The organism is Desulfovibrio legallii (assembly GCF_900102485.1).
Taxonomy (GTDB): Bacteria; Desulfobacterota; Desulfovibrionia; order Desulfovibrionales; family Desulfovibrionaceae; genus Desulfovibrio; species Desulfovibrio legallii_A.
This window is the reverse complement of record NZ_FNBX01000023.1, coordinates 17,722-39,017: the sequence shown is the minus strand read 5'-3', so window position 1 is coordinate 39,017 and position 21,296 is coordinate 17,722. Positions and strand designations below refer to the sequence as shown.

20 protein-coding genes are annotated in these 21,296 nt (G+C 64.5%); 2 read left to right on the top strand and 18 right to left on the bottom strand.

Annotated elements, in window-relative coordinates; translation table 11 throughout:
• The coding region (locus BLS55_RS11145; RefSeq protein WP_180365462.1) for a transposase at positions 1–188 on the top strand (188 nt) is incomplete at its 5' end.
• 236 nt (positions 189–424) lie between these two features.
• On the opposite strand, the gene BLS55_RS11140 is transcribed toward BLS55_RS11145, so the two are convergent.
• From BLS55_RS11140 to efp, 7 genes are all read right to left on the bottom strand, one after another.
• On the bottom strand, positions 425–2,071 hold the full coding sequence (locus tag BLS55_RS11140; protein ID WP_092155218.1) for a phosphoglucomutase: 1,647 nt from the start codon (positions 2,069–2,071) through the stop codon (positions 425–427).
• 126 nt (positions 2,072–2,197) lie between these two features.
• Entirely contained in the window at positions 2,198–3,226 is a 1,029-nt protein-coding gene (locus BLS55_RS11135) for a glycosyltransferase family protein (RefSeq protein ID WP_092155216.1), read from the bottom strand.
• Positions 3,227–3,367: 141 nt separating this feature from the next.
• On the bottom strand, positions 3,368–4,786 hold the full coding sequence (locus BLS55_RS11130; RefSeq protein WP_092155214.1) for a DegQ family serine endoprotease: 1,419 nt from the start codon (positions 4,784–4,786) through the stop codon (positions 3,368–3,370).
• Positions 4,787–4,799: 13 nt separating this feature from the next.
• On the bottom strand, positions 4,800–6,284 hold the full coding sequence (locus BLS55_RS11125) for a 30S ribosomal protein S1 (protein WP_092155212.1): 1,485 nt from the start codon (positions 6,282–6,284) through the stop codon (positions 4,800–4,802).
• Between the two features lie 175 nt (positions 6,285–6,459).
• The gene (gene lolA / locus BLS55_RS11120) at positions 6,460–7,131 is read right to left on the bottom strand and encodes an outer membrane lipoprotein periplasmic chaperone LolA (RefSeq protein ID WP_092155210.1); all 672 of its coding nucleotides are present in this window, start codon (positions 7,129–7,131) and stop codon (positions 6,460–6,462) included.
• 85 nt (positions 7,132–7,216) lie between these two features.
• On the bottom strand, positions 7,217–9,682 hold the full coding sequence (locus tag BLS55_RS11115) for a DNA translocase FtsK (RefSeq protein ID WP_373886032.1): 2,466 nt from the start codon (positions 9,680–9,682) through the stop codon (positions 7,217–7,219).
• 65 nt (positions 9,683–9,747) lie between these two features.
• Positions 9,748–10,305: an elongation factor P gene (gene efp / locus BLS55_RS11110; protein ID WP_092155206.1), complete on the bottom strand. Its 558-nt coding sequence runs from the start codon at positions 10,303–10,305 to the stop codon at positions 9,748–9,750.
• Positions 10,306–10,533: 228 nt separating this feature from the next.
• Here efp and yihA point away from each other — a divergent pair, with 228 nt between their 5' ends.
• Positions 10,534–11,169, top strand: coding sequence for a ribosome biogenesis GTP-binding protein YihA/YsxC (gene yihA / locus BLS55_RS11105; RefSeq protein WP_092155204.1), 636 nt, complete (start codon positions 10,534–10,536; stop codon positions 11,167–11,169).
• A gap of 32 nt (positions 11,170–11,201) precedes the next feature.
• On the opposite strand, the gene BLS55_RS11100 is transcribed toward yihA, so the two are convergent.
• The 11 genes from BLS55_RS11100 to pgsA form a co-directional block, all read right to left on the bottom strand.
• Positions 11,202–12,653: a cation diffusion facilitator family transporter gene (locus BLS55_RS11100; protein ID WP_092155202.1), complete on the bottom strand. Its 1,452-nt coding sequence runs from the start codon at positions 12,651–12,653 to the stop codon at positions 11,202–11,204.
• A 146-nt stretch (positions 12,654–12,799) separates the two neighbouring features.
• Entirely contained in the window at positions 12,800–13,531 is a 732-nt protein-coding gene (locus BLS55_RS11095) for an outer membrane protein assembly factor BamD (RefSeq protein ID WP_092155200.1), read from the bottom strand.
• On the bottom strand, positions 13,524–14,450 hold the full coding sequence (gene trxB / locus BLS55_RS11090) for a thioredoxin-disulfide reductase (protein WP_092155198.1): 927 nt from the start codon (positions 14,448–14,450) through the stop codon (positions 13,524–13,526). Before trxB ends, BLS55_RS11095 begins: the two co-directional genes overlap by 8 nt.
• Positions 14,447–14,770, bottom strand: a complete 324-nt coding sequence (trxA, locus tag BLS55_RS11085) for a thioredoxin (RefSeq protein WP_092155196.1) — start codon at positions 14,768–14,770, stop codon at positions 14,447–14,449. Before trxA ends, trxB begins: the two co-directional genes overlap by 4 nt.
• Before the next feature lie 160 nt (positions 14,771–14,930).
• Positions 14,931–16,052, bottom strand: coding sequence for a tRNA (adenosine(37)-N6)-threonylcarbamoyltransferase complex transferase subunit TsaD (tsaD, locus tag BLS55_RS11080; protein ID WP_092155194.1), 1,122 nt, complete (start codon positions 16,050–16,052; stop codon positions 14,931–14,933).
• 16 nt (positions 16,053–16,068) lie between these two features.
• On the bottom strand, positions 16,069–17,076 hold the full coding sequence (fbp, locus tag BLS55_RS11075; protein WP_092155192.1) for a class 1 fructose-bisphosphatase: 1,008 nt from the start codon (positions 17,074–17,076) through the stop codon (positions 16,069–16,071).
• A 156-nt stretch (positions 17,077–17,232) separates the two neighbouring features.
• On the bottom strand, positions 17,233–18,738 hold the full coding sequence (locus BLS55_RS11070; RefSeq protein WP_092155190.1) for a hypothetical protein: 1,506 nt from the start codon (positions 18,736–18,738) through the stop codon (positions 17,233–17,235).
• 150 nt (positions 18,739–18,888) lie between these two features.
• The gene (locus tag BLS55_RS11065) at positions 18,889–19,929 is read right to left on the bottom strand and encodes a tetratricopeptide repeat protein (RefSeq protein ID WP_092155188.1); all 1,041 of its coding nucleotides are present in this window, start codon (positions 19,927–19,929) and stop codon (positions 18,889–18,891) included.
• Complete coding sequence (locus BLS55_RS11060; RefSeq protein ID WP_092155186.1) at positions 19,926–20,237, bottom strand: FtsB family cell division protein; 312 nt, start codon at positions 20,235–20,237, stop codon at positions 19,926–19,928. Before BLS55_RS11060 ends, BLS55_RS11065 begins: the two co-directional genes overlap by 4 nt.
• Positions 20,234–20,488, bottom strand: a complete 255-nt coding sequence (locus BLS55_RS11055) for a hypothetical protein (RefSeq protein ID WP_092155184.1) — start codon at positions 20,486–20,488, stop codon at positions 20,234–20,236. The genes BLS55_RS11060 and BLS55_RS11055 overlap by 4 nt, the downstream gene beginning before the upstream one ends.
• The gene (pgsA, locus tag BLS55_RS11050; protein WP_092155182.1) at positions 20,485–21,048 is read right to left on the bottom strand and encodes a CDP-diacylglycerol--glycerol-3-phosphate 3-phosphatidyltransferase; all 564 of its coding nucleotides are present in this window, start codon (positions 21,046–21,048) and stop codon (positions 20,485–20,487) included. Before pgsA ends, BLS55_RS11055 begins: the two co-directional genes overlap by 4 nt.
• Between the last annotated feature and the right edge of the window lie 248 nt (positions 21,049–21,296).

Below are 21,296 nucleotides of genomic sequence, written 5' to 3'. Positions count from 1 at the left end.
GGCATATTCGGACAAATAACCCGCTCGAAAGGCTGAATCGTGAAATTCGGCGGCGAACGCGGGTGGTGGGGAGCTTTCCCGATGGGCACGCGGCCTTAATGCTGGTAGCGGCCCGGCTGCGCTATATGGCGGGCCAGAAATGGGGCACACAGCGGTATCTGTGCATGTCCAGGGAGGAAGCAGAATAGCGTCGGCGCTGTCACGGCCCTTGCAGCCGCGGCATCTTTGAATGTACCGCTCGCAAGGCCCGCGCCAGCGCCTTAAGGCAGACCCAAAAATCCTGACCACGCGGGCCGCTACGAAATGTGCGAAAAATTCTGGACACTACCTTTCGGCGCTTAACAGCGCAAAGACATGGCGCTCACGTCCGCACGGCGGGCGGCTGCTTACGCAGCCGCCAAGGGCATTTCAAAGGTGAAATGCCCTACCCTTTTTTGAGCAGGCGTTCCAGAAAATCCAGGGCGTCCTTTTGCAGGGCGCAAAGGTGATCTTCTCCTTTAAAACTTTCCGTGTAGACTTTACAGATGGGCTCCGTGCCCGAAGGCCGCACGGCGAACCAACCTTCTTCACTCACTACTTTAATGCCGCCCATGGGCGCATCGTTGCCGGGCGCGCGGGTCAGCACCGCCGTCACGGGCGCGCCGCCCAAGCTGCGCAGCGGGACGTCCTCAGGCCGCACGGAGGCCAGGGCCGCGCGCACCTCGTCGTCCGCCGGCGCGTCCAGGCGCTGGTATACGGGCCTGCCCAGCCTCTGGGTCAGGCCTTCGTACATTTCGGAAGGCGAGGCCTGCTCCACAGCCATCATTTCGGCGGCCAGCAGGCACATGAGGGGGCCGTCCTTATCCGTGCTCCAGGGGCTGCCGTCAAAGCAAAGGAAGGAGGCCCCGGCGCTCTCCTCGCAAGCCAGGCCGCAGCGGCCGTCGCGCAGGTACGGCACAAACCACTTGAAGCCCACGGGCACCTCCAGCACCGGACGCCCCAGGCTCTGCCCTACCCTGTCCAGCATGGCGCTGGTGACCAGCGTTTTGCCGATGCCGCAGCCGGAGGGCCACTGCCGCCGGGTGCGGAACAGATACCAGGCCGCCACGCTCAGGTAATGGTTGGGCGGCATGAGCTCTTCGCGCGTGACAATGCCGTGGCGGTCGGAATCGGGATCGCAGGCAAAAGCCAGGTCAAACCGCCCGCGCATCTCCAGCAGCCGGCTCATGGCATAGGGCGAGGAGCAATCCATGCGGATTTTGCCGTCTTTATCGCAGGGCACAAAGCGGAAGGTGGGGTCTACCGCTTTGTTGACCACCGTAATGTCCAGACCATAGGTTTCGGCAATGGGTTCCCACAGGGGCAGGCTCGCGCCGCCCAGGGGGTCCGCCCCCAGCTTCAGGCCGGAGGAAGCAATGGCCTTCATGTCCAGCACCTGGGCGAGGTCGTCCACATAGCTGCGGATGAAGTCGTATTCCTCCACCAGGGGCGAAGCCAGGGCCGCGCGCAGGGGGCGGAGGCGCACGCCGCGGTTGCCGCTCTCCAGAAAGGCGTTGGCCAGGGCTTCGATCTCTCTGGTTACCGCCGCTTCCGCCGGGCCGCCGTGGGGCGGATTGTACTTGAAGCCGCCGTCGCGGGGCGGATTGTGGGAAGGCGTAATGACGATGCCGTCCGCAAGGCCTGTCCGGCGGCCCGCATTCCAGCGCAGAATGGCGTGCGAAATGGCCGGGGTGGGTGTGTAGGCCCCGCCGCGCGGCACGCGAACGGCCACCCCGTTGGCCGCCAGCACTTCCAGTGCCGAGCGGTAGGCGGCCTCGGAAAGGGCATGGGTATCGCCGCCCAAAAAAAGCGGCCCGTCAATGCCCTGAGCTTTGCGGTAGTCGCACACCGCCTGGGTGATGGCGTAGATGTGTTCCTCATTAAAACTGCGCAGCAGCGAGCTGCCGCGGTGCCCGGACGTGCCAAAGGCCACCCGCTGCTCCGGTCGGGATGGGTCGGGAATTTCCGTATAGTACGCGCTCATGAGCGCGGGAATATTTTCCAGTTTTTCCAGGGGGGCAAGACGCCCCGCATCCGGGTGGACCACAGGCATGGGCAACCTCCGTTGCAATTGGCCTCGCGGCCGATGAACGCTGCGGACGCCAGCGCTGCAGGACGCGGCCAACGCCGTCCCCGCATCGGCAACATACGCCGGAACCCCAGGCGCGGCAATGCCGCCCTACGCGCCGGCAAAACGGGCAAAAAAAGCGGCGTGAGGGCGCAGGGCGGGCCCTGCAAGCTCTCCCGCCAGCATGGCGAAGGCCGTGCGCACCGCACGCCTGCACGCTTCATGTTCTTCTTTAAGGCGCAGCCGCCAGAGCCCCGCTTTGCGCGCTTGCCCCAGCAGCGCGGTCAGAGTGCGGGCCCGCGCCGACGCCGAGTGCCGCTCGGCCACAAGTTTGCGCCCCGCGGCAGCCACGCGCTCCAGCCGTTCAGGGGCGGCCAGCGCGACGGCAGCCGTGCGAGCGGCGGCGGCCGCATCGTTGCGGGGATACACGGGCAGGATGTTTTCCCCTGGGCGGAAAAGCTCCGTCAGGCCATTGCCGCAGCGCTCCATAAGCAGAGCAGCGCCCCAGGCCATGGCCTCAAAGACGCGAAAATTCACTTCGGAAAAGGCCGTCTGGTTGAGCACAATGCGGCTGCGCGCAAAAAGCGGCCGGTAGTCGCCGCTGCGGCAAACCAAAGGGTGCTGCCGCCTGAAGCGCTCCAAAAACGGCCGACGGTCCGGATTGTTCTTGTGCCCCAGGGTGCCCACAAAGGAGACCGGCACGTCCCTGCCCGCCCAGGGCGGCACGGACGAAGGAAGCGCCCCAGGATAGAACAAGGGCAGCCAGCGACAGCACCGGCTTTCGTCCGCAAAAAGCGGGAGGTGGTCCTTCTGCGCCGCCAGGGCCAGGTCAAAACCGCGGGCGTAGGGGACGTGCCAGGGATTGCAATAGGTATCGATGGAATAGAATGCGCTGGGGCAAGGGAAGTCTTCCGGGTTCAACAGCAGGGGCAGGTTGCCGTTGTCCGCATAGAAAAGCGCATCCGGAACAAATCCCTGGGCGGCCAGCAGGTGCAGAAGCCGCGCCGTCATGACCGGATGGTCCAGCTCTATGCCGCCGTGCGCTCCGGCCCCCGGCCCCACAGTGACCGCCTGCATGCCAAGGTTCTGCAGCGCCGCGCTCAGATACCCGCCGCCCAGCACCAGAATGCGCTCGCTCATGTTTTTCCCTGCCGCCGCAGGCCTGCGTGCGCCGCGACAAAAATAAAAATAACGATGTGATATAATAGAAAAACAGGGGCACCCCGTCAAGGGATGCCCCTGTGGACGCTGCAGGTTGCCCGCAGCAAAAGAATGATGCGCTTATTTGCCCAGCGTCACCGTGCGGAAGTAGACGTCTCCGCGACGGGAAATCTGGAGCATAACGGCCCCACGCTTGAGGCCTTCGTCGTTGACGATCTGCGACAAGGCCTGGGCGCTGCTGACCGGTTTGAGGTTGGCCTTAAGGATAACGTCGCCGGGGCGCAGATCCGCTTCCGCGGCGGGTTTGTTCTGATCCACATCCACAATGAGCAGGCCTTCCCTGGCGTCCAGCTTGAGCTCGCGGCGTTCTTCATCAGTCAGGGGGCGCACGGCGATGCCGAGCTGGCCCTCGCTTTGCCCGTCCTTGCCGCCCTTGACCGCAGTGAGGGAGGACTTGCGCTCGCCCAGGGTCACAGTGAATTCGCGGGTTTTGCCGTCGCGCCAGACCACGATGGCGGCCTTGGAGCCTGGGGCTTTGTCTGCAATGGCCCGCAGCAGGGCCGCGGCGTCAGCAATGTCCTTGCCGTCCACGCGCAGAATGATGTCGCCGTCCTTCATGCCGGCCTTGGCGGCGGGCTCGCCTTCCATAACGCTGCCCACCAGAGCGCCCTTGGCTTCGCCAAGGCCCAGGGCCTTGGACGTGCCTTCGTCCACATCCTGAATGGTCACGCCGATCCAGCCGCGGCTGACTTTTTTGCCGCTCTTGATCTGATTGATGATGTTGGAGGCCATGTTGCTGGGGATGGCAAAGCCGATGCCCTGCCCGCTGGCGATAATGGCCGTGTTGATGCCGATGACCTGCCCCTGCAGATTGAGCAGCGGGCCGCCGCTGTTGCCGGGATTGATGGAGGCGTCCGTCTGCAGAAAGTTGTCAAAGGGCCCGGCGTGGATATTGCGGTTTTTGGCCGAGAGGATGCCCGCCGTCACCGTATGGTCCAGGCCGAAAGGATTGCCGATGGCCAGCAGCCAGTCGCCCACCTTCAAGGCGGCTGAATCCCCGAAGGTGAGGAACGGCAGCGGCTTTTTCACTTCCACCTTAAGCAGGGCCAGATCCGTTTCTTCATCCGCGCCAATGAGCTTGGCCGGGATGGCTTCGCTCTTGCCCGTGCTTTGATCCAGGGTCACGCGGATAACGTCCGCATCGGCCACCACATGGTTGTTGGTGACGATGTAGCCGTCTTCGGAAATGATGAAGCCAGAGCCCAAAGACTTCTGCCGCATCTGGGGCCGCTTGCCGCCGCGCATGCCGAACTGGTCGAAAAATTTCTCAAATCCGGGCGGCAGGTTGCGGAACATCTCGCCGAACATGTCGTCCTGATCGCCGCTGCTGGCCTTGCGCTCCGTATTGATGTTGACCACAGCGGGGCCGCATTTGGCGGCCAGATCGCTGAAGTCGGGCAGCCCGGCGGCGTGGGCGCCCTGCCAGGAAAGCAGCAGCGCCAGAGCCACCAGAGCGGAAAGGTATTTGCGCACAGTCATGGAAAGCTCCTTGCTATTTTTTTTGCAGAGCCTTTTGCAAAGCCTGTGCCATAATGCTCGTCCCCATGCTTCCGGCGCTCCCCGCGCCGGAGTGGCCGCCAGCGGCCCTGGCGTGCTGCCGCCAGGCCTTATCTTCGGCCATTTCCGCGGCTTCCGAGCCTTCGGGGGCCAGGCTAACGCGCCGCGCCGCCGGGTCCATATTTTGCACTATCAGGGTCACGGCGTCGCCTTTGTCCAATTTACTGTACTGGGCGGCGTTCTTGGAATTTTTGAGCACCCCGGCGGGCAAAAGGCCGGTAATGCCCGGCGCGAGCGTGACGAACAGGCCGTACTGGCTGCGGCTTTCCACCGTGCCGTCAACGCTGGCGCCCACGGGGAAGCGCTGGGCTGCGTCCTGCCAGGGGTCGCCCTCAGCCTCGCGCAGACTCAGGGAGATGCGGCGGGCCTCAGGGTTGACGTCCTTGATCTTCACGGAAACGGCGTCCCCAGGCTGCACCACCTCCTCAGCCTTGAGCACGCGTTTGCCCCAGGACATCTCGGAAATGTGCACCAGGCCTTCCACCCCGGGCAGCACTTCCACAAAGGCCCCAAAGGGGGCGAGCCGCACCACCTTGCCGGGCACCACTTCGCCGGGGACAAGGCGCTGGGCCACATCCTGCCAGGGGTCGCCCTCGGCCTGCTTGCGCGAAAGGGCTATGCGCACCTGGCCTTTTTTGTCCTTATCCAGGCTGAGCACCTTGGCCCGCACCACGTCGCCGAGGCTCACGGCCTCGTCCGGTGCGCTTACCCGGGACCAGGAAAGCTCGGAAATGTGGATCATGCCCTCCACGGCCGGGGCCAGCTCCACAAACGCGCCAAAAGGCGCGAGGCGGGTAACCGCACCTTCCACCGTATCGCCCACCTTGAGGGTCTGGAGCAGGGCCTCCAGGCTTTCCTGCCGCTCGCGGTCCAGGAGCGCGCGGCGCGAAACCACGATATTGCGGCCGCGGTTCTCCACCCTGGTGACCACAAACTGCAGCGTGCGGCCCACCAGGCCTTCGGCGTCCGAAGCGGAAGCGCCGATCTGGCTGCCGGGGCAGAAAGCGGTTTTGCCCAGCACCTCAATGGTGTAGCCGCCTTTGCAGACAGCCGCCACACGGCCGTCCACGGGCACGCCGCTGTCCCGGGCCTCTTCCAGCGCCGCCACGCCGCTGCCGCTCATGGAGCGGGAGAGGCGGATCTCCTGCGGAGAAACGCCGATGACCCAGGCTTCCAGTTTGTCGTCGGGCTTAACCGTCTCGTTGCCCTCGGCGTCCAGAATGTCCTTGCGGTCCATGATGCCGTCCACCTTGATGCCCACGTCCACAAAGACATTGTCACCGCTGATGGCGATAACCGTGCCTTCCACTTTCTGGCCCGGCTGCAGACGCCCCGCCGTAGCCTCGTGGGCCGCCAGCAGCGCGGCAAAATCTTCAACGCCTTCCTCCGGCGCGGCGGCCGGGGTTTTCTCCTCAATCATCTTCCTGCTCCTTCACAAGCGGATTTCGTACCTAAGTTGAATACTCTATGCCATATTCGGCTGAAATACAATGCGGCGCTCTGGGGTTTCGCCGCTGCGCGGGCAAAGCCCTGCGTCAAAGTGGGTAACTTTTACACACCCGGGTATTTTTTACCGAGGCGGCCGCGCGGTTGGACTATTTAAAAAGTTCCCGTTCAGGCACGTTGCGGTCGATGCGGTCCTCCACCTCCACGCCCTTGGGCGGGGCAAAGCGGAACGCGCCGGACTCCAGCCGGGCGTCCGGGGTAAAGGACGTAAAGCGCACCTCGTTGCCGTTGCCGTAAAAATCTGTGATCCTGGCTCGCCGAATGTAGCCCGTGCCCTGTTCCACCCAGATGACGGCCTCCACCATCTGCGGCGAAGGTTCCTTGGGGAAGAGGCGCAGCCTGACGAGCCCATCCTCCTGGCCTTCATTTTTGATGTCAAAATCCTTGGTAAGGGCGGCCTGCCCGGTAATGACCTGGATAATGCTGCGCGAATCCTGCACCAGGCTGGGGGGGTAGCGGTAGGCCACCTCTTCATCGGGCAGGTAGTCCCAGATTTCTTTGTCCGTAACCACCAGGGTTTCTTCATGGGGCCGCGCCGTCTGCCAGCGGATGCGCAAGGGCTTCTGGAACAGCAGCGTGCCCTGCCGCTGCTCTGTAGCGCCGCTTTCCTTGTGGCTGAGGGCCTGCGTAAACGTGGCGGAAAAGGCCTGCAACTTTTCGTAACGGGCCTGGATCGTCTGCACCAGGGGATCGGCCGCACCTGCCGCCGGGGCGGGCAGCCACAGGACCAAAGCCAGAAATGCCAGGGCCAATGCGCGCATAGTTCCTCCGCGGCCAGGGCCGCCTTGCCGGGCGCGGGCGCGCCCTTTTGGGACCGGCGGCCGAGGGGGCCGCAGGCGAAACGGGTTATTTCACCACAGCCCTGGGCTTGCTGCCGTCGGCAGGGCCGATGATGCCGTCCTGTTCCAGCTGTTCCACCAGCCGGGCAGCGCGGTTAAAGCCAATTTTGAAGCGCCGCTGTACCAGGGAAATGGAGGCCCTGCCCTGCTCGCTCACAAAAACCTGCACTTCACCGTACAGGGGGTCCTGGGCAGCGTCGCCGCCCCCGCCGCCGGCGCCGCCTCCGGCCGCGCCCTCCGGGCTCCACTGGGCGAAGTCCACCTTGTAGGCGGGGTTCAGATGGCGCTTCCAGTGGCCCACCACGCGCTGCACATCCTCATCGCTCAGGAAGGGGCCGTGCAGACGCAGCAGACGGCCGCCGCTGGGTTTGAAGAGCATGTCGCCGCGGCCCAGCAAGTGCTCCGCGCCCACCTGATCCAGAATGGTGCGCGAATCGTGCTTGGAAGTGACCTGAAACGAAATGCGGCAGGGGAAGTTGGCCTTGATCAGGCCGGTAACCACGTCCACGCTGGGGCGCTGGGTGGCCAGAATCATATGGATGCCCGCAGCGCGGGCCAGCTGCGCCAGGCGCACGATGCTGGTCTCCACCTCACGGGCGGCGGTCATCATCAGATCCGCCAGCTCGTCGATGACAATGACCAGATAGGGCAAAGGCTCCAGATCGGCGAAATCGGGCGGCAGGTCATTTTTGTACGCCGCGAGTTTTTGGTTGAAGCCCGCCACGTTGCGCACGCCCAGGCGGGCCATGGCCTCGTAGCGGCGGTCCATCTCGTGCACGGCCCAGTCCAGAGCGTTCTTGGCCTCGCTCATTTCCGTGACCACAGGATGCACCAAATGCGGCTCGTCCGCGTAAACGGCCATTTCAATGCGCTTGGGGTCCACCAGCAGAAGCTGCAAATCCTCCGGCTGGGTGCGGTAAAGCAGACTGATGAGGATGCCGTTGAGGCAGACGCTTTTGCCCGCGCCCGTAGCCCCGGCCACCAGAAGGTGCGGCATGCGGGTCAGATCCGCCATATACGGCTGGCCCGCAATATCCTTGCCCAGGATCATGGTCAGGGGGCCGCAGCCCTTGCGGAAGGCCTCGCTGGCCGCCAGCTCGCGGAAGTTGACCGTCTCCCGGTTCTCGTTGGGGATCTCAATGCCCACGGTGTCTGTGCCGGGGATGGGGGCCTGGATGCGCACGGCAATGGCCTTGAGGGCCAGGGCAAGATCGTCGCTCAGGTTGGCGATGCGGCTTACCCGGATGCCGGGGGCCGGGCGCACCTCATACATGGTGACCACCGGGCCCGGCGTAATGCGCACCAGCTCGCCCTGAATGTCAAAATCCCGCAGGCAGGCTATGAGCGCCTTGCCCCGCGCCTCCCTGTCCTCCCTGGCGGGGCCGGCCGGGGTTTTGGCCGGAGGCGCAAGCAGATCCAGGCTGGGCAGCGGGATGGGGGCCTTTTTGCCCAGCAGGGGCGCCAGGGCTGCACGCACGCCGCCGCGCGAAGGTTGCGCCGCGGCCGCTGGGGCGGGGGAAGCCGCCTGAGGGGCGGGCACGGGCGTTGCGCCTGCGGCGGCCTGGGCCGCCGCAGCGCTTGCCGCAGACTGCGGGGAAGCCGCCACGGGCCCGAAGGTTTCGGTTACGGGGAAGGGATCGTCGTCGTCCTGCGGCACAGAAGAAGGCGCAACCTGCGGCGCGGCGGCGTCGCCCTGCCCTGCCCCATGCAGGTTCGCAGCGGCGGCGTGCTGCGGGGCGGCCCCTTCCGCGCCGTTCTCTTCATAAACCTTGGGCAGGCGGTCGGCCGTGGGCCGGATGTCGCCCAGCCTGTCCCGCAGCCCGGTCCAGAATTCCCGCGAAGGCAGGTGCAGCCGGGCCCGCAGCCGGGCCGCAAACGAATTGTCTTCCGGGCCCTCGGCCGCGGCGTCCGGCATGGCGGGCGCAGCCTCGGCTGCACGGTAAGACGTTTTTGCTTCCTGATCGGCCTTTTCCCGCCAGGCCAGCCAGCGGGCGTGCAGCCAGCGGCCCAGCCGCCCGGTCAGAGCGAACCAGGAAATGTTGCCCGCAAGCTGCGTGCCCATCAGGGCCACAAAAATCCAGAGCAGGGCCGAGCCGCCGGGGCTCAGGTAGCGGCTGGCATTGTGGTGCAGGGCATTGCCCACCATGCCGCCGCCCCAGAGATCGCCCACGGAAAAATCCCAGGCCGCGGCCATAACCAGCAGACAGATGGTCATGAGGAAGAAGCCGCACCAGCGCAGCCAGTGCAGACTGTAGGCCGAGGAAATGCACGCCGCGCCCAGCGCCCCGAAAGCCAGGGGGCACAGCAGGGCCACCACGCCGAATACGTCGTTGAGAAAGCCCGCGGCATACGCGCCGAACAGGCCTGCCTTGTTGCGCACTACCGCCGCGCCGCTGACCACATGATTGAGGCTTGGATCATTGGCGTCAAAGCTGACCAGACTGAGCAGCAGCAGCAGAGCCCAGAACAGCAGGAAAAGGCCGAAAAGCTCGCGACTGAACTTGTGGGAATCCGTAGGGCTACCCTCCCTGGACAGGACTACTCCCGACCCAGGTATTCCTTAGTGCGGGTGTCCACCTTGATGCGGTCGCCCTCATTGACAAAAATGGGCACCTGAACCGTAATGCCGGTTTCCAGCTTGGCGGGCTTGGTGACGTTGCTCACCGTATCGCCCTTGGCCCCGGGCTCGGTCTCCACCACCTGCAGGACCAGGCTCAGCGGAATGTCCACGTCCAGGGGGCTGCCCTTGTAAAGCAGCACGCGGCATTCCTGGCCGTCCTTGAGGAAGCCTTCCTTGCCGTCGGTGGTGGCGATGTGCATCTGCATCTGCTCGTAGGTGGTCATATCCATGAAGATAAGATCCTCGCCCTCACGGTAGAGGAACTGCATGTCGCGGCTTTCCAGGTCGGGCTTGCCCACTTTTTCGCCGGAGCGGAAGGTGATGTCCTGCATCCGGCCGGTGAGGATGTTGCGCAGCTTGGTGCGCACCATGGCCCCGCCCTTGCCGGGCTTGAAGTGCTGAAATTCCACAATTTCGTACGGGGTGCCCTCCACTTCAATCTTCAGGCCCTTGCGGAAATCCGTGGTCGAATACATGGGTTTTCCTCCATAAAATTCGGATGCGTCCGGCCGCCGCAGCCTGTACAGGCCGCGCCCCGTAGGTTCCGCGCCGCCGGGCGACCGGGACAACCGGCATTTGCCAAGGGAAGCGAGAGCGGCTACCGTGAAAAACGCCTGCCGAAAGGCAGCGCTGTGAATCCATACTTCTTATCCAACGCAAGGCGCTTGTCAAGGCGTCCCCTTCAAGCAACACATGAGGTTTTTATGCGCCCTACCCTCGCCCTGGAAGCCACGGTCTACACCCCCGCGCAGCTCATGGACCGTCCCGAGGCGCAGATCGCCCTGGCCGGACGCTCCAACGTGGGCAAGTCCTCCCTGCTCAACGCTCTGGCCGGCCGCCGCAAGCTGGCCAAGGTCAGCGCCACGCCGGGCAAGACGCGCTCCATCAATTTTTACCGGGTGGAGCCGGCGGGCTTTTATCTGGTGGATCTGCCCGGCTACGGTTATGCCCGCGCCAGCCATGCGGAGCGCGAGAAGTGGGCCAGGCTGATGGAAAAATACTTCCTCGGCTGCCGGGCTTTGCGCGCCCTGGCCCTTTTGCTGGACTGCCGCCTGCCGCCGCAGCAACTGGACAAAAATCTGGTGGACTTTGCCCGCGTCCACGGCCTGCCCTTGCTGCCCGTACTTACCAAGGCGGACAAGTGCAGCCAGCGCGAACGCGCCGCCAGACAAAAGGAATGGGAACTGCTGTTGCCCCGCCGCCCCTTGCTCACCGCCGCCGCCACGGGGCTTGGCCTGGATGAGCTGTGGCGCGGCCTCGCTGCCGCCGCCGGTGCGACTGACCCCGCAGAGGCTGCAGCCACGGCGGCAGAAGCGGCACAGGAAAACGCGCTTACGTAACAGGGCAAAGAGGGCTCGCGCCGACTGCGGCCTCAGGCCGCGGCTTCCGGCTCCAGATGAATGACGATGCGCCCCACCATGGGAACGGCGGCGCGGATCCGCTGCTCCAGACGGTTGCAGACCGTATGGGCCTCCTCCACGCTGAGCCCGCCGTTGACGGCGCAGTGAAAGGAAAGGCAGACGCCCTGCTCCGGCAAGGTGTAGGTGGAAAAGCGGTGCGGGTTGCTGACCAGCGGCTCCTGGGCCGCGGCGGCGCGGATCTGCGCCCAGGCCATATCCGCAAAGGGCACGGAAACAGCCGCACCCGCTTCCTGCTCGGCGGCGGGGTTTTCCGGCTCCAGATGGCTCAGCACCTCCACGCCCGGCAGAGCCTTATGCAGATCCGCCTCATACGCGCCCACCTGGGCGTGGGCCTGAACAAAAGGCATGCCGCCCGGCAGTTCCACATGCAGCTCAATGCGCGCGCCCGCATCGGCATGGAAGATGTGCACGTTGTGCACGGAAAGGCCGTGTTCCGAGGCCAGCCGCTGCACCACGGCAAAGGGATTGTCCGCAGCCTTGACTCTGGCCGGCTCCACATGCACGGTGACGTCCGCTCCAGGCAATACCGCAGCCACGGCCACTTCGGCTTCGTGAGCCAGGCGGTGCCCGTCGGCAACGCGCAGGCCCGGCGCAACGCCCACCGTCAGATCCACAAAATTCTGCGGCCCGCTGGTCCGCACCCGCGCCCGCCGCACCTCCGCAATGCCAGGCACGGCTTCCACCGCGCGGACTGCTTCCTGCTGCGCCGCGGCGGAACCGGAATCCATAAGCGTGTTCACCGCCGCAGCCGCCATGCGCAGGCTGGCCCGGAAGATAATCACCGCCACCAGCAGCGCGGCCACGGTATCGGCCTGCGCCAGTACCCTGTGCAGCGGATCCGGCAGGCGCAGAACCGCCGCCAGCCAGACGGCCAGCACCCCCGCCAGCACCACGGCCGAGGACAGGATATCCGTGGAAAAATGTAGCGCGTCGGCCTCCAGGGCCTGGCTTTTGTAGCGGCGGGCCACCCGGCGCAGGATGCGCACGCGGTTGACGTCCACGGCCATGGATACGGCCATGACCCCCACGCCCCACAGAGAAGGCGTCACCGGGCTTGCACCGGCAAGCAGGCGTGATACGCCCTCGTGCACCACCCAGGCGCAGGTCAGGAACAAAAGCAGGGTCTGCCCCAGGGCAGAGAGGTTCTCTATCTTGCCGTGGCCATAGGGATGCCCCTGGTCCGCCGGTTTGGCGGAAATGCGCACGGCCAGCAGCGTCATGGCCGCGGCCAGCAGATCCAGGCCGCTGTGCAATGCTTCGGAAAGGATGCCCAGGCTGTTGGTAGCAAGGCCCACAGCCAGCTTAAGTAACGTAAGCCCCAACGCGGCCAGCAGGGAGAGCACGGCGGCCCGCTGCTTTTCACTGCTTTCTGGAGAGAATGTGGGTACCGGTGCGGATGCCATGCCGCCCTCGCGGGTCTGGGCCTGCCGTGGGCCGGTTGCGCAACCACCTTTCCCTGAGAAGGCCTGCCGCTTTCTCAGGAAAAGGTGGTTGAATTTTCAGAATGTTGCGCGGCGGGAACCGGGCCTGCCGCACTGCCCCTGCACGCTTACAGCCAGGTAAACCACTCCTTCCAGGAGCCCTGGCGCTTTTCCCGCGTCAGCGTGGCCTGGTCTTCACGGTAGTTGTGGTAAGCGGCCAGGCTTTTTTCTTTGGCGTGGTCGGCCACTTCCGGCACGTCTTTAAAGTTCTGCACGATGTACTCGTAGCGGTGCCAGGCAGGGCCATACTTTTTCATGTGCCAGAACACGTCTGCGATATACAGTTCGTGTTCGGCCATGAGCTTGCGGCAGACCAGCATATTCTCCTGCGCGCTCTTGACGTAGGGCGAGTCGGGGAAGGTCTGGCACAGGCGGTTGAAGTATTCGTAAGCGGCTTCCAGCTCCGTTGTGGCCCGGTCAATGGAATGGAATTGCTTCATGAGGGACATGCCCGTCTGGTAGAGCACATAGGGTATGGCCTCATGCCGGGGGTGCAGCGATTCAAAGTCTTTGTACGTTTCCGCCGCCAGGGCGTACTCTTCGTCCAGATAATAGGCGTCGGCCAGAGAAAGCTCGGCGTCTACCGTATAAGGACTGAAGGGATAGTTGTCGCGCAGCTTATTATAAAGCTCCACGGCGCGGACAAAGTTTTTCTCGCTCATGGCGTCGTTAGCGGCCTCAAATATCTCTTGCGCGGTGTCTTCCGCCGGCGGCAGATAGATGAGGTCAATGATGCCGCAGCCAGAAACGGCAAACATGCAGACGGCCAGCACAAAGGAGCGGAGCAGTTTTTTAGGCATGGAGTTGTTCCATGAAAACAAACGCCGCCTGCGCGGCCGTTGCACCGTCACCGGCGGCGGTGATCACCTGACGGCAGAGTTTGGAACGAATGTCGCCCGCCGCGAAAATCCCCGGAATGTTGGTGCGCATTTCCGTATCGGTAATGATGAAGCCCTGCTCATCCTTGGCCAGATCTGCCGGGAGAAAGCCCGTGGAAGGCGCAAAGCCCACATACACGAACAGACCATTTACGGGCAGGAGGCTTTCCTCACCGGTTTTGAGATTTTTGACCGTAAGCCCCGTGAGCTCTTTTTCGCCGTGCAGGGCGGTCACAACGGTGCTGCGCAGCACCGTGATTTTGTCACTCTGCTCGGCCAGCTTGTCCTGGTAGACCTGACGCCCGCGGAAGGCGTCGCGTCGATGGATAAGGTAGAGCCTGCCCACCAGCTTGGCCAGGTACAGGGATTCCTCCAGCGCGGCGTTGCCGCCGCCTACCACGGCCACAGTCTGGTTGCGAAAGAAGTTGCCGTCGCACAGCGCGCAGTAGGAAACCCCCCGCCCGCGCAAACGGTCTTCGCCTTCCAGCCCCAACTGCCGATGGTGCGCGCCGGAGCAGACAATGACGGTCCTGGCCGTATATTCCTCGCCGCCGATGCGGACGACAAACTGCCCCGCCGCGCCGCTGACGGATTCCACTGCGGCGGCAGGACGGTCTATGGCCAGGCCTTCGAGGTGCGCGGCAAAAAGATCCGCCAGCTCATAGCCTTTAATGCCTTGGGGAAAGCCCGGATAATTGTCCATGGCTTCCGTCTGGAGGATCTGCCCGCCGGGGGCCAGCTGCTCCGGCATAAGCACGGAGCAGCCGGACCGCGCCAGATACATGGCAGACGTAATGCCGGCGGGGCCACCGCCTATGACGACGGCATCGTATGCCTTCATGCCAGAGCCTTTGTGTCCAGCAGATCCTTCATGGCGGCCTTGGTGACGGCCCCGGTGATCTGCTCCAACGTTTCGCCGTTCTTGAAAAGCACCAGCGTCGGGATAGCCCGAATGCCGAACTTGGTGGGCGTGGCGGGATTTTCATCCACGTTCATCTTCACAATGCGCACTTTGCCGGCATATTCCGCAGCAAGTTCATCAATAATGGGGCCTACCGCGCGGCAGGGGCCGCACCAAGGAGCCCAAAAATCCAACAGCACGGGCAGGTCGGATTTGAGAACAACGCTTTCAAAGGTGGCGTCAGTGACCTGTTCAGCCATAACTATCTCCTTACGTTGTTTTTGGCGCAGAACGCCATCGGCGCCCGTTCGGCCGGAACCGGAGCGCCGGAAACCTGGGGCGCTTTTGTACCCAGTGAGAGTAGATATCAACGTGCCGACTGTCAAGACAATCTCACAGAACTGGTCAACAGGACAACAACTATTTCGGAGTGTTCGGCTCCGGTATTGTTCCGGCCCGGTCGCCTTGCCAGGCCCCTCCGGCGCGCGCCGCCCGCAGCATGTCGGCCGGCAGGGCCTTGCCGCGCGGGATGGCCTCCATGCGCAGGTCGTGGCAAAAGCCTTCCCTTCCCAAAAGCCAGCCCGCATAGGCAATCATGGCGGCATTATCCGTGCACAGCCCAGGCCCTGGCGCCAGCGCCGCGCCCCCCCGCCGCCGCATGAGATCCCGCACGCGCTCGCGCAGCAGGCTGTTGGCCGCCACGCCGCCCGCCAGCACCAGAGCATGCAGGTCCGGGTGCCGGTCCAGGGCGCGCTCCGCCTTGGCGCAAAGGGTCTCCACTACCGCAAGGTTGAAGGAGGCGCAGCAGTCTTTCAGGGCCTGGGGCGCGTCCGCCGTGCAAACCAAAGGCCGCGGCCAGGTCAGATCGTTCAGGCGCGTCGCCGCGTAGGTTGCCACAGCGGTTTTCAGGCCGCTGAAACTGAAATCCAGGTTGTCGTTATCCAGATACGGCCGCGGAAAGAGCCGCGGATCCGCCCTGCCCTCCTGGGCCAAGGCGTCCAGCAGACGGCCGCCGGGGTACGCCAGCCCGAGGATCTTCCCCACCTTGTCAAAGGCTTCGCCCGCCGCGTCGTCCAGCGTGCGGCCCAGGGGAATCAGCTTCCACGGGGCCTCCATGCGGTACAGATGGGTATGCCCGCCGGAAACCAGCAGCCCCAGCGCGGGAAAAGGCAGCGTTTCCTCCAACCCGGCCGCCAGCAGATGCGCGTGCAGATGGTTGACCCCCAGAAAGCGCGTGCCCAGCCCCAAGGCGAGCCCCTTGGCAAAGGCCACGCCCACCAGCAGGCTGCCCAGAAGCCCCGGCCCCCGCGCCGCGGCCACCAGGTCCAGCTCCGCGGCGCGCCGCCCGCTGCGCCGCAGCAGGACGTCCAGCAAAGGGCCCATGTACCGGCAGTGCTCCCGCGAGGCCAGCTCCGGCACCACTCCGCCGAACAGGGCGTGCACGTCCGCCTGGCTCGCCAGCACGGCGTCCAGCAGTCGGCCGTCTTCCACCAGCGCCAGCGCCGTTTCGTCGCACGAACTTTCTATGCCAAGGCACAACATGGGGCCTCCGCGGCGGCTAGGCCTGCGCGCAGCGGGCGTAGATGCGCTCCACGGCCTCCACGTCCTTTGCGGAGCCGATGAACAGCGGCGTGCGGGCGTGCAGACGGTCGGGCTGTTTTTCCAGGATGCGGCCAGCGCCGTCGCTGGCCTTGCCCCCGGCCTGTTCGGCCAGAAACGCCAGCGGGTTGGCCTCGCACATAAGCCGCAGCTTGCCCTGGGGCTTTTTGCGGTCCGGCGGGTAGAGGTAGATGCCGCCGTAGATGAGTGTGCGGTGAAAATCCGCCACCAGCGCGCCCACATAGCGCGAGGAATAGGAGGTGCCGTCCGGGGTTTCGCAGTTGTGGAACCACTGGAGCACATCGCGGGTAGGCTCGTCCCAGTTTTTCCAGTTGCCCTCATTGACGGAATAGATATGCCCCTGCTCCGGAATGCGCATGTTGGGATGGGAGAGCAGAAATTCGCCCACGCCCGGGTCCAGGGTAAAGCCGTGCACCCCCTGCCCCGTGCTGAGCACCAGCATGGTGGAAGGGCCGTACAGAATATACCCCGCCGCCACCTGTCGGCAGCCGGGCTGAAGCACCTCTTCAAGCGTTACTTCACCCGTATGCCCCTCGGGCCGGCGCAGGATGGAAAAGATGGTGCCCACATTAATGTTGACGTCGATATTGGTGGAACCGTCCAGAGGGTCAAACACCAGGATGTAGTCCCCGCGCGGAAATTCCGGGCTGACGCGGACCAGCTCGGCCTCTTCTTCGGAGCTCATGGCGCAGAGCGCGCCGCAGCGTTCCATGCGGTAGAGCATGATGCGGTTGGCGATGGCGTCCATTTTCTGCACGTTTTCACCCTGCACGTTCACTTCGCCTGTCCCGCCCAGGATGTCCAGCAGCCCGGCTTTATTGATGCGGCGTGAAATGCTCTTGCCCGAAAGGATCAGGTCATAGAGCAGCCCCGTAAACTGGCCGGTGGCCTGCGGGGTACGTTTCTGGTGCAGCAGCAGATGTTCGGTAACCGTTATGTCGGCCATACAGCACTCCTTTCCCCACAACTGTGGAGACATGGAAAGCAACAGTCAAAAAATTTCTTTCGGGAGAATGCGCCTGCGCCGGTGGGCGCTGCACGCAAGCGCCCCGCCCTGCGGTCACATGCGGCAAAGCATGCGCCGCAGGGCGGGGCCGCACGTTCAGTTTCGGGGGCCAAAGGGGCTGGGACGCCCCCCCGGCAGGGTGGCCGGGGGCTCAATGCCCGTATCGTCTTTTTTCTGCTCCGCTTCAGGCTGCGCTTTGGAAGCCGGGGACGTTGCCGAAGCTGCGGCGGGCTTATCGGCTGTCTTTTCGGCAGCGGCGGGCGCGCCCGTTGCGGCCGGGGCCGCGGATGCGCCTTGGGCGCTCGGGGCGGCTGTTGCAGGTGCGGCGGCCCCCTCCTTGGCAGGAGCAGCCTCAGGCTGCGCGGCATCGTCGTGCGGGCCGAAGGGGCTGGGGCGGCCGCCGGGCAAGGTGGGCATATCCAGATCTTCGTCCAGATTCAGGCCCTTAGCCGGGGGCAGTTTGGGCTCAGGCTTGGGGGCGGGGCGCGTCCTGGGGTGCTCCACGCGCTCCACCGGCGCATTCGCGCCTTCCAGCTGCCGTTCGCGCACCTTGGCTTTTTCCGCTTGGCGCTGTTTTTTGAGCAGCACACTGTCGTGGCTGCCAGGCTGAATATCGTTGGCGCTGCCGCCCTGCGCATGCGGCGCGGCCTCGGCGGACGGGGCCATTGCCGCCTCCGGGGCTGCCGGCGTTGCGCTCGGCAGGGCAAGGCTCTTGCTCAGGTCAGCTTTGTTTTTCCGTTCCGGCAGGGGCGGCGGGGGCAACTTTTCCCGCACTTTGGGGAAGAACGCCAGGCCCTGGGAGACGTCTCCGGATCCCTCCGGGAAGGTGCCGGACTGCTGCACAGCAAACACCAAGGGCAGATTGCCCAGATAGCGAACCATATAATAGAAGACGCCCGTGGCATTGGTGCAGGTGCCGGAGGAGCTCTTAGCAGTCACCTCGTCCCAGTTGACGCCAGCCAGCGGCGTGGCGGCAAAATCGTATTTGCCGGGCCAGAGCAGGGCCTGGGGCGAGAGGATGACGATGTTTTCCGGGCTTTGCGAGTACTGGAGCAAGGTGCGCATGTCAAAATAGGCCGCCACCACGCCCAAAAAGTCCGTGCCGTCGTACAGGGGGGCCGCCAGCAGCACTTCCGGGCCCAGCGGCGTGTTCTGCACGTCGGCCCGCAAGGCGCGGGTGCTCTGTTTTTTGTCTTCATACAGCAGCGGGATAAAATCCACCTGCTTCAGCGGCGTGGCCGGTTCCTGACCAAGCACGGTGCCGTCGTACTTCACGCCGGCAAAACCGTCCAGCCAGGGGAAGGAAGCAAAAAGATTGGTGACCCATTCCCGCGTGGGAGGCTTATCGGCATTCATCATGACCCGTTCCAGCTTGGAAAGCTCCAGGTCCAGCCCCATCATGCTGTTGGTCATGGCCAGGGCCTGGGGAGAAAGGGCGCCTTTTTCCTCATAATCCACCGAGGCCGGGGGGCTCACATAGGTGTTCCAAAACCCCTTGGTGCTCTTCCAGATATTCTTGGTGGGCTGATATGAGCTGCACCCCGTGAGCCACAGGACCGCCACCAGCAGCAGTGAAAAATACCGCGCGTAGGATTTCAACACCGTGTTTTTCTCCCAGGTAAGAACAGATAACGCACGGGCCCGATATAAACGCGAACCCGCGGCGCGATGGTCACCTCGCGCTGGCTGTGTGCGCATAGCAACATGGCAGGACGGCGCAAAAAACAGCCCGCCTGCGCAGGATAGGCCTTGTCAGCCGTGCGCCCTGGCCTCTACCCGTTCGGCCAGGGCTTCAAGCATGGTGATAAGTTTTTCTTTGCCGCCGGGGGTCGGGGCCGGAGACTCTTCGACAGCGGGCGCGGCCGGGCCGCCGCCCAAGCGCGCGCTGAGGGTGGCGATGCGCTGGCGCAGGTCTGCGCTTTCTTCCGGGGCCACAGCCGCGGCGGCCAGTTCATGGTAAATGTCCAGCGCGCCTTTGATGTCGCCCTGCTCGGCCAGCACTTCGGCCATGGAGCGGGTACGCAGCGAAAAAGTTTCTTCCTCCCCCTGGCCCTGCGCCGCCACAGGTCCGGCAAGCGGGGGAAGTGCGGGGCCGCCCCCCGCATCCGCAGCGGGCTGATAAAAGGATGCGGGGGGGGGCGTCGCCTCAGCGTCCATATCGGGCAAGGCGTTTTCGTCAGCCATGGCCGCATCGGGATCAAAGCGCTCCACGTCCGCCGCAGGCGGCACCGGCGCGGTGATGTCCGCCACGGCTTCCGCCTCTTCGGCCGGGACGGCCACAGGCGCGGCAGCGCCCTCCGCAAGGGAACCGGCGGCGGGCGAAACCGCGGAAGAGACCCCCTCCGGCTCGCGCGGCTGCCCCACGAAAGGCGCTTCCGCAGCCCCTTCCGCCCAGCACGCGGCAACGCCGCGCTCCAGCACCTGGTGCAGCGGCACAGGGCCGCGCGCAAAATAAAGCCCCAGAAGCTGCAGCACCGCCGCTGTATCCGGCGCGGCGTCCCGCGTCGCGCAGGCGGCAAAGGCCCGCCAGAAGCCCGCGTGGGCGGCAAAGACCTGCCCCAGGGTATCCAGCTGCGCCGCGCAGGCGGCGTCCTGCCCCGTCTGGTGCAGCAGCTCTACCAGAAACAGCCGGGCTTCAAGAAACTCCTCATGCCGGGCGAGCCCCCGCTCCAGAGCGGCCACGGCCTCGTCTGCGCGTCCGGCTTCGGCCAGAAGTCGCGCCAAGGGGTAAAAAACCTTGGAGTTGGGCTCCAGCTCCAGGACTTCTTTGTACCAGTCGATTTTTTCCGTCATGGTTTGGACTCCTGCTCCGGCCTGTCCGCGCCGTCAAAAAGATAGAGCACTTCGTTGTCGCGCACATAGTGCAGGCGCTGGCGGATGACCTTTTCCACATACTGGCTGTCCGCCTGCAGCAGGCGGATCTCACGGCTCAGGGCCATATTGCGGGCGTCCAGATCGGCAACCTGCCGTTCCATGTCCGCATACTGCTGTTTCAGCTCCCGGTATTCCAGAAGCCCTGTGGGCCCCCAGACCATGCGCCCGAAGAGCACAAGGTTGATGCAGGCCAGAACTACAAGGATGACGGTGCGCCAGAACGTCATTGCAAAATCCTTCCGCGCCTGGGCGTGCAGCGGCGGGTGCGGCGCAGCTCCGCCAACAGGGTTGTGGTGGCAGTCTCAAGACGGCGCACGTCGTCCTCGGCCAGATCCATCTGGTCCACCTGCTGCAGGTACTGCCGCAGGGTATGCAGCTCCGGGTCAAAGCAACGTCCCCAACGCCCCGCGCGCATGTCCGGCTCCAGCTCCAGAATGGTTTGCAGGCAATTCTTGAGGCGCAGTTGCAAGGTGCTCATGGGCGCGGTTCGCTGGCCTGGCCGGCACGGGCCCGGCGGTAAAAGTTGCAGCAGTAATTGACGCCGGAGCCCACGGCCAGCAGCATGGCCGCATACAGGAGGACCAGACCGATGGGGCGCAGGTCGTACCCCCAGAGGGGGTAGTGCAGCGTGAGGGGCACTACGGCCAGAATCTGCAGCACGGTCTTGGCCTTGCCCAGATAATCCGCCGCCAGCACGATGCCTTCGTCCATGGCAATGGCCCGCAGCCCCGTAACCACCAGCTCCCGGCAGACGATGATGATGACTACCCAGGCAGGAGCCCAGCCCAGCTTAACAAACATAATAAGTATGGAGCAGATGAGGACTTTGTCCGCCAGTGGATCCAGAAACTTGCCCATACTGGTGACCGTGTTGGAGCGCCGGGCGATGTAGCCGTCGGCCCAATCGGTAAGGGAGGCAAAAATAAAGGCCAATGCCGCCAGCACGCAGGTTGCCGGACCTTCAAAATAAAGCAATATGACCACCAGAGGGGCCATGAGGATACGTAACAGTGTGATTTTATTTGCGAGGTTAAGCATCATTCCTCGAAGGGCGGTCCAAACAGATTTTTTACTGAGGTAGCACAAAACAAGGTGGGAGAAAAGAAGAAAAAAACGCCCCGGAAACCGCGCATCCGCATGCAACATGCGCGGATTGGTCTGCAGCCGCACCGCTTCCGGCGGGGGCGCTGGGGGCCCGCCCCGGCGGGCGAATCCGCCGCATGCGCATCATAGCCATGCATGGCGAACCCGGGGCCGCCCGGTCAGCCGGGCACGCGAGGCTCGCC

Excerpts from the sequence above, each read along its gene's own strand:
- trxB (WP_092155198.1), bottom strand. The coding sequence starts at position 14,450 with ATGAAGGCATACGATGCCGTCGTCATAGGCGGTGGCCCCGCCGGCATT.
- BLS55_RS11065 (WP_092155188.1), bottom strand. The coding sequence starts at position 19,929 with ATGACGGAAAAAATCGACTGGTACAAAGAAGTCCTGGAGCTGGAGCCC.
- BLS55_RS11095 (WP_092155200.1), bottom strand. The coding sequence starts at position 13,531 with ATGCCTAAAAAACTGCTCCGCTCCTTTGTGCTGGCCGTCTGCATGTTT.
- yihA (WP_092155204.1), top strand. The coding sequence starts at position 10,534 with ATGCGCCCTACCCTCGCCCTGGAAGCCACGGTCTACACCCCCGCGCAG.
- BLS55_RS11055 (WP_092155184.1), bottom strand. The coding sequence starts at position 20,488 with ATGAGCACCTTGCAACTGCGCCTCAAGAATTGCCTGCAAACCATTCTG.
- lolA (WP_092155210.1), bottom strand. The coding sequence starts at position 7,131 with ATGCGCGCATTGGCCCTGGCATTTCTGGCTTTGGTCCTGTGGCTGCCC.
- BLS55_RS11140 (WP_092155218.1), bottom strand. The coding sequence starts at position 2,071 with ATGCCTGTGGTCCACCCGGATGCGGGGCGTCTTGCCCCCCTGGAAAAA.
- BLS55_RS11060 (WP_092155186.1), bottom strand. The coding sequence starts at position 20,237 with ATGACGTTCTGGCGCACCGTCATCCTTGTAGTTCTGGCCTGCATCAAC.
- trxA (WP_092155196.1), bottom strand. The coding sequence starts at position 14,770 with ATGGCTGAACAGGTCACTGACGCCACCTTTGAAAGCGTTGTTCTCAAA.
- efp (WP_092155206.1), bottom strand. The coding sequence starts at position 10,305 with ATGTATTCGACCACGGATTTCCGCAAGGGCCTGAAGATTGAAGTGGAG.
- tsaD (WP_092155194.1), bottom strand. The coding sequence starts at position 16,052 with ATGTTGTGCCTTGGCATAGAAAGTTCGTGCGACGAAACGGCGCTGGCG.
- fbp (WP_092155192.1), bottom strand. The coding sequence starts at position 17,076 with ATGGCCGACATAACGGTTACCGAACATCTGCTGCTGCACCAGAAACGT.
- BLS55_RS11130 (WP_092155214.1), bottom strand. The coding sequence starts at position 4,786 with ATGACTGTGCGCAAATACCTTTCCGCTCTGGTGGCTCTGGCGCTGCTG.
- BLS55_RS11125 (WP_092155212.1), bottom strand. The coding sequence starts at position 6,284 with ATGATTGAGGAGAAAACCCCGGCCGCCGCGCCGGAGGAAGGCGTTGAA.
- BLS55_RS11135 (WP_092155216.1), bottom strand. The coding sequence starts at position 3,226 with ATGAGCGAGCGCATTCTGGTGCTGGGCGGCGGGTATCTGAGCGCGGCG.
- BLS55_RS11100 (WP_092155202.1), bottom strand. The coding sequence starts at position 12,653 with ATGGCATCCGCACCGGTACCCACATTCTCTCCAGAAAGCAGTGAAAAG.
- pgsA (WP_092155182.1), bottom strand. The coding sequence starts at position 21,048 with ATGCTTAACCTCGCAAATAAAATCACACTGTTACGTATCCTCATGGCC.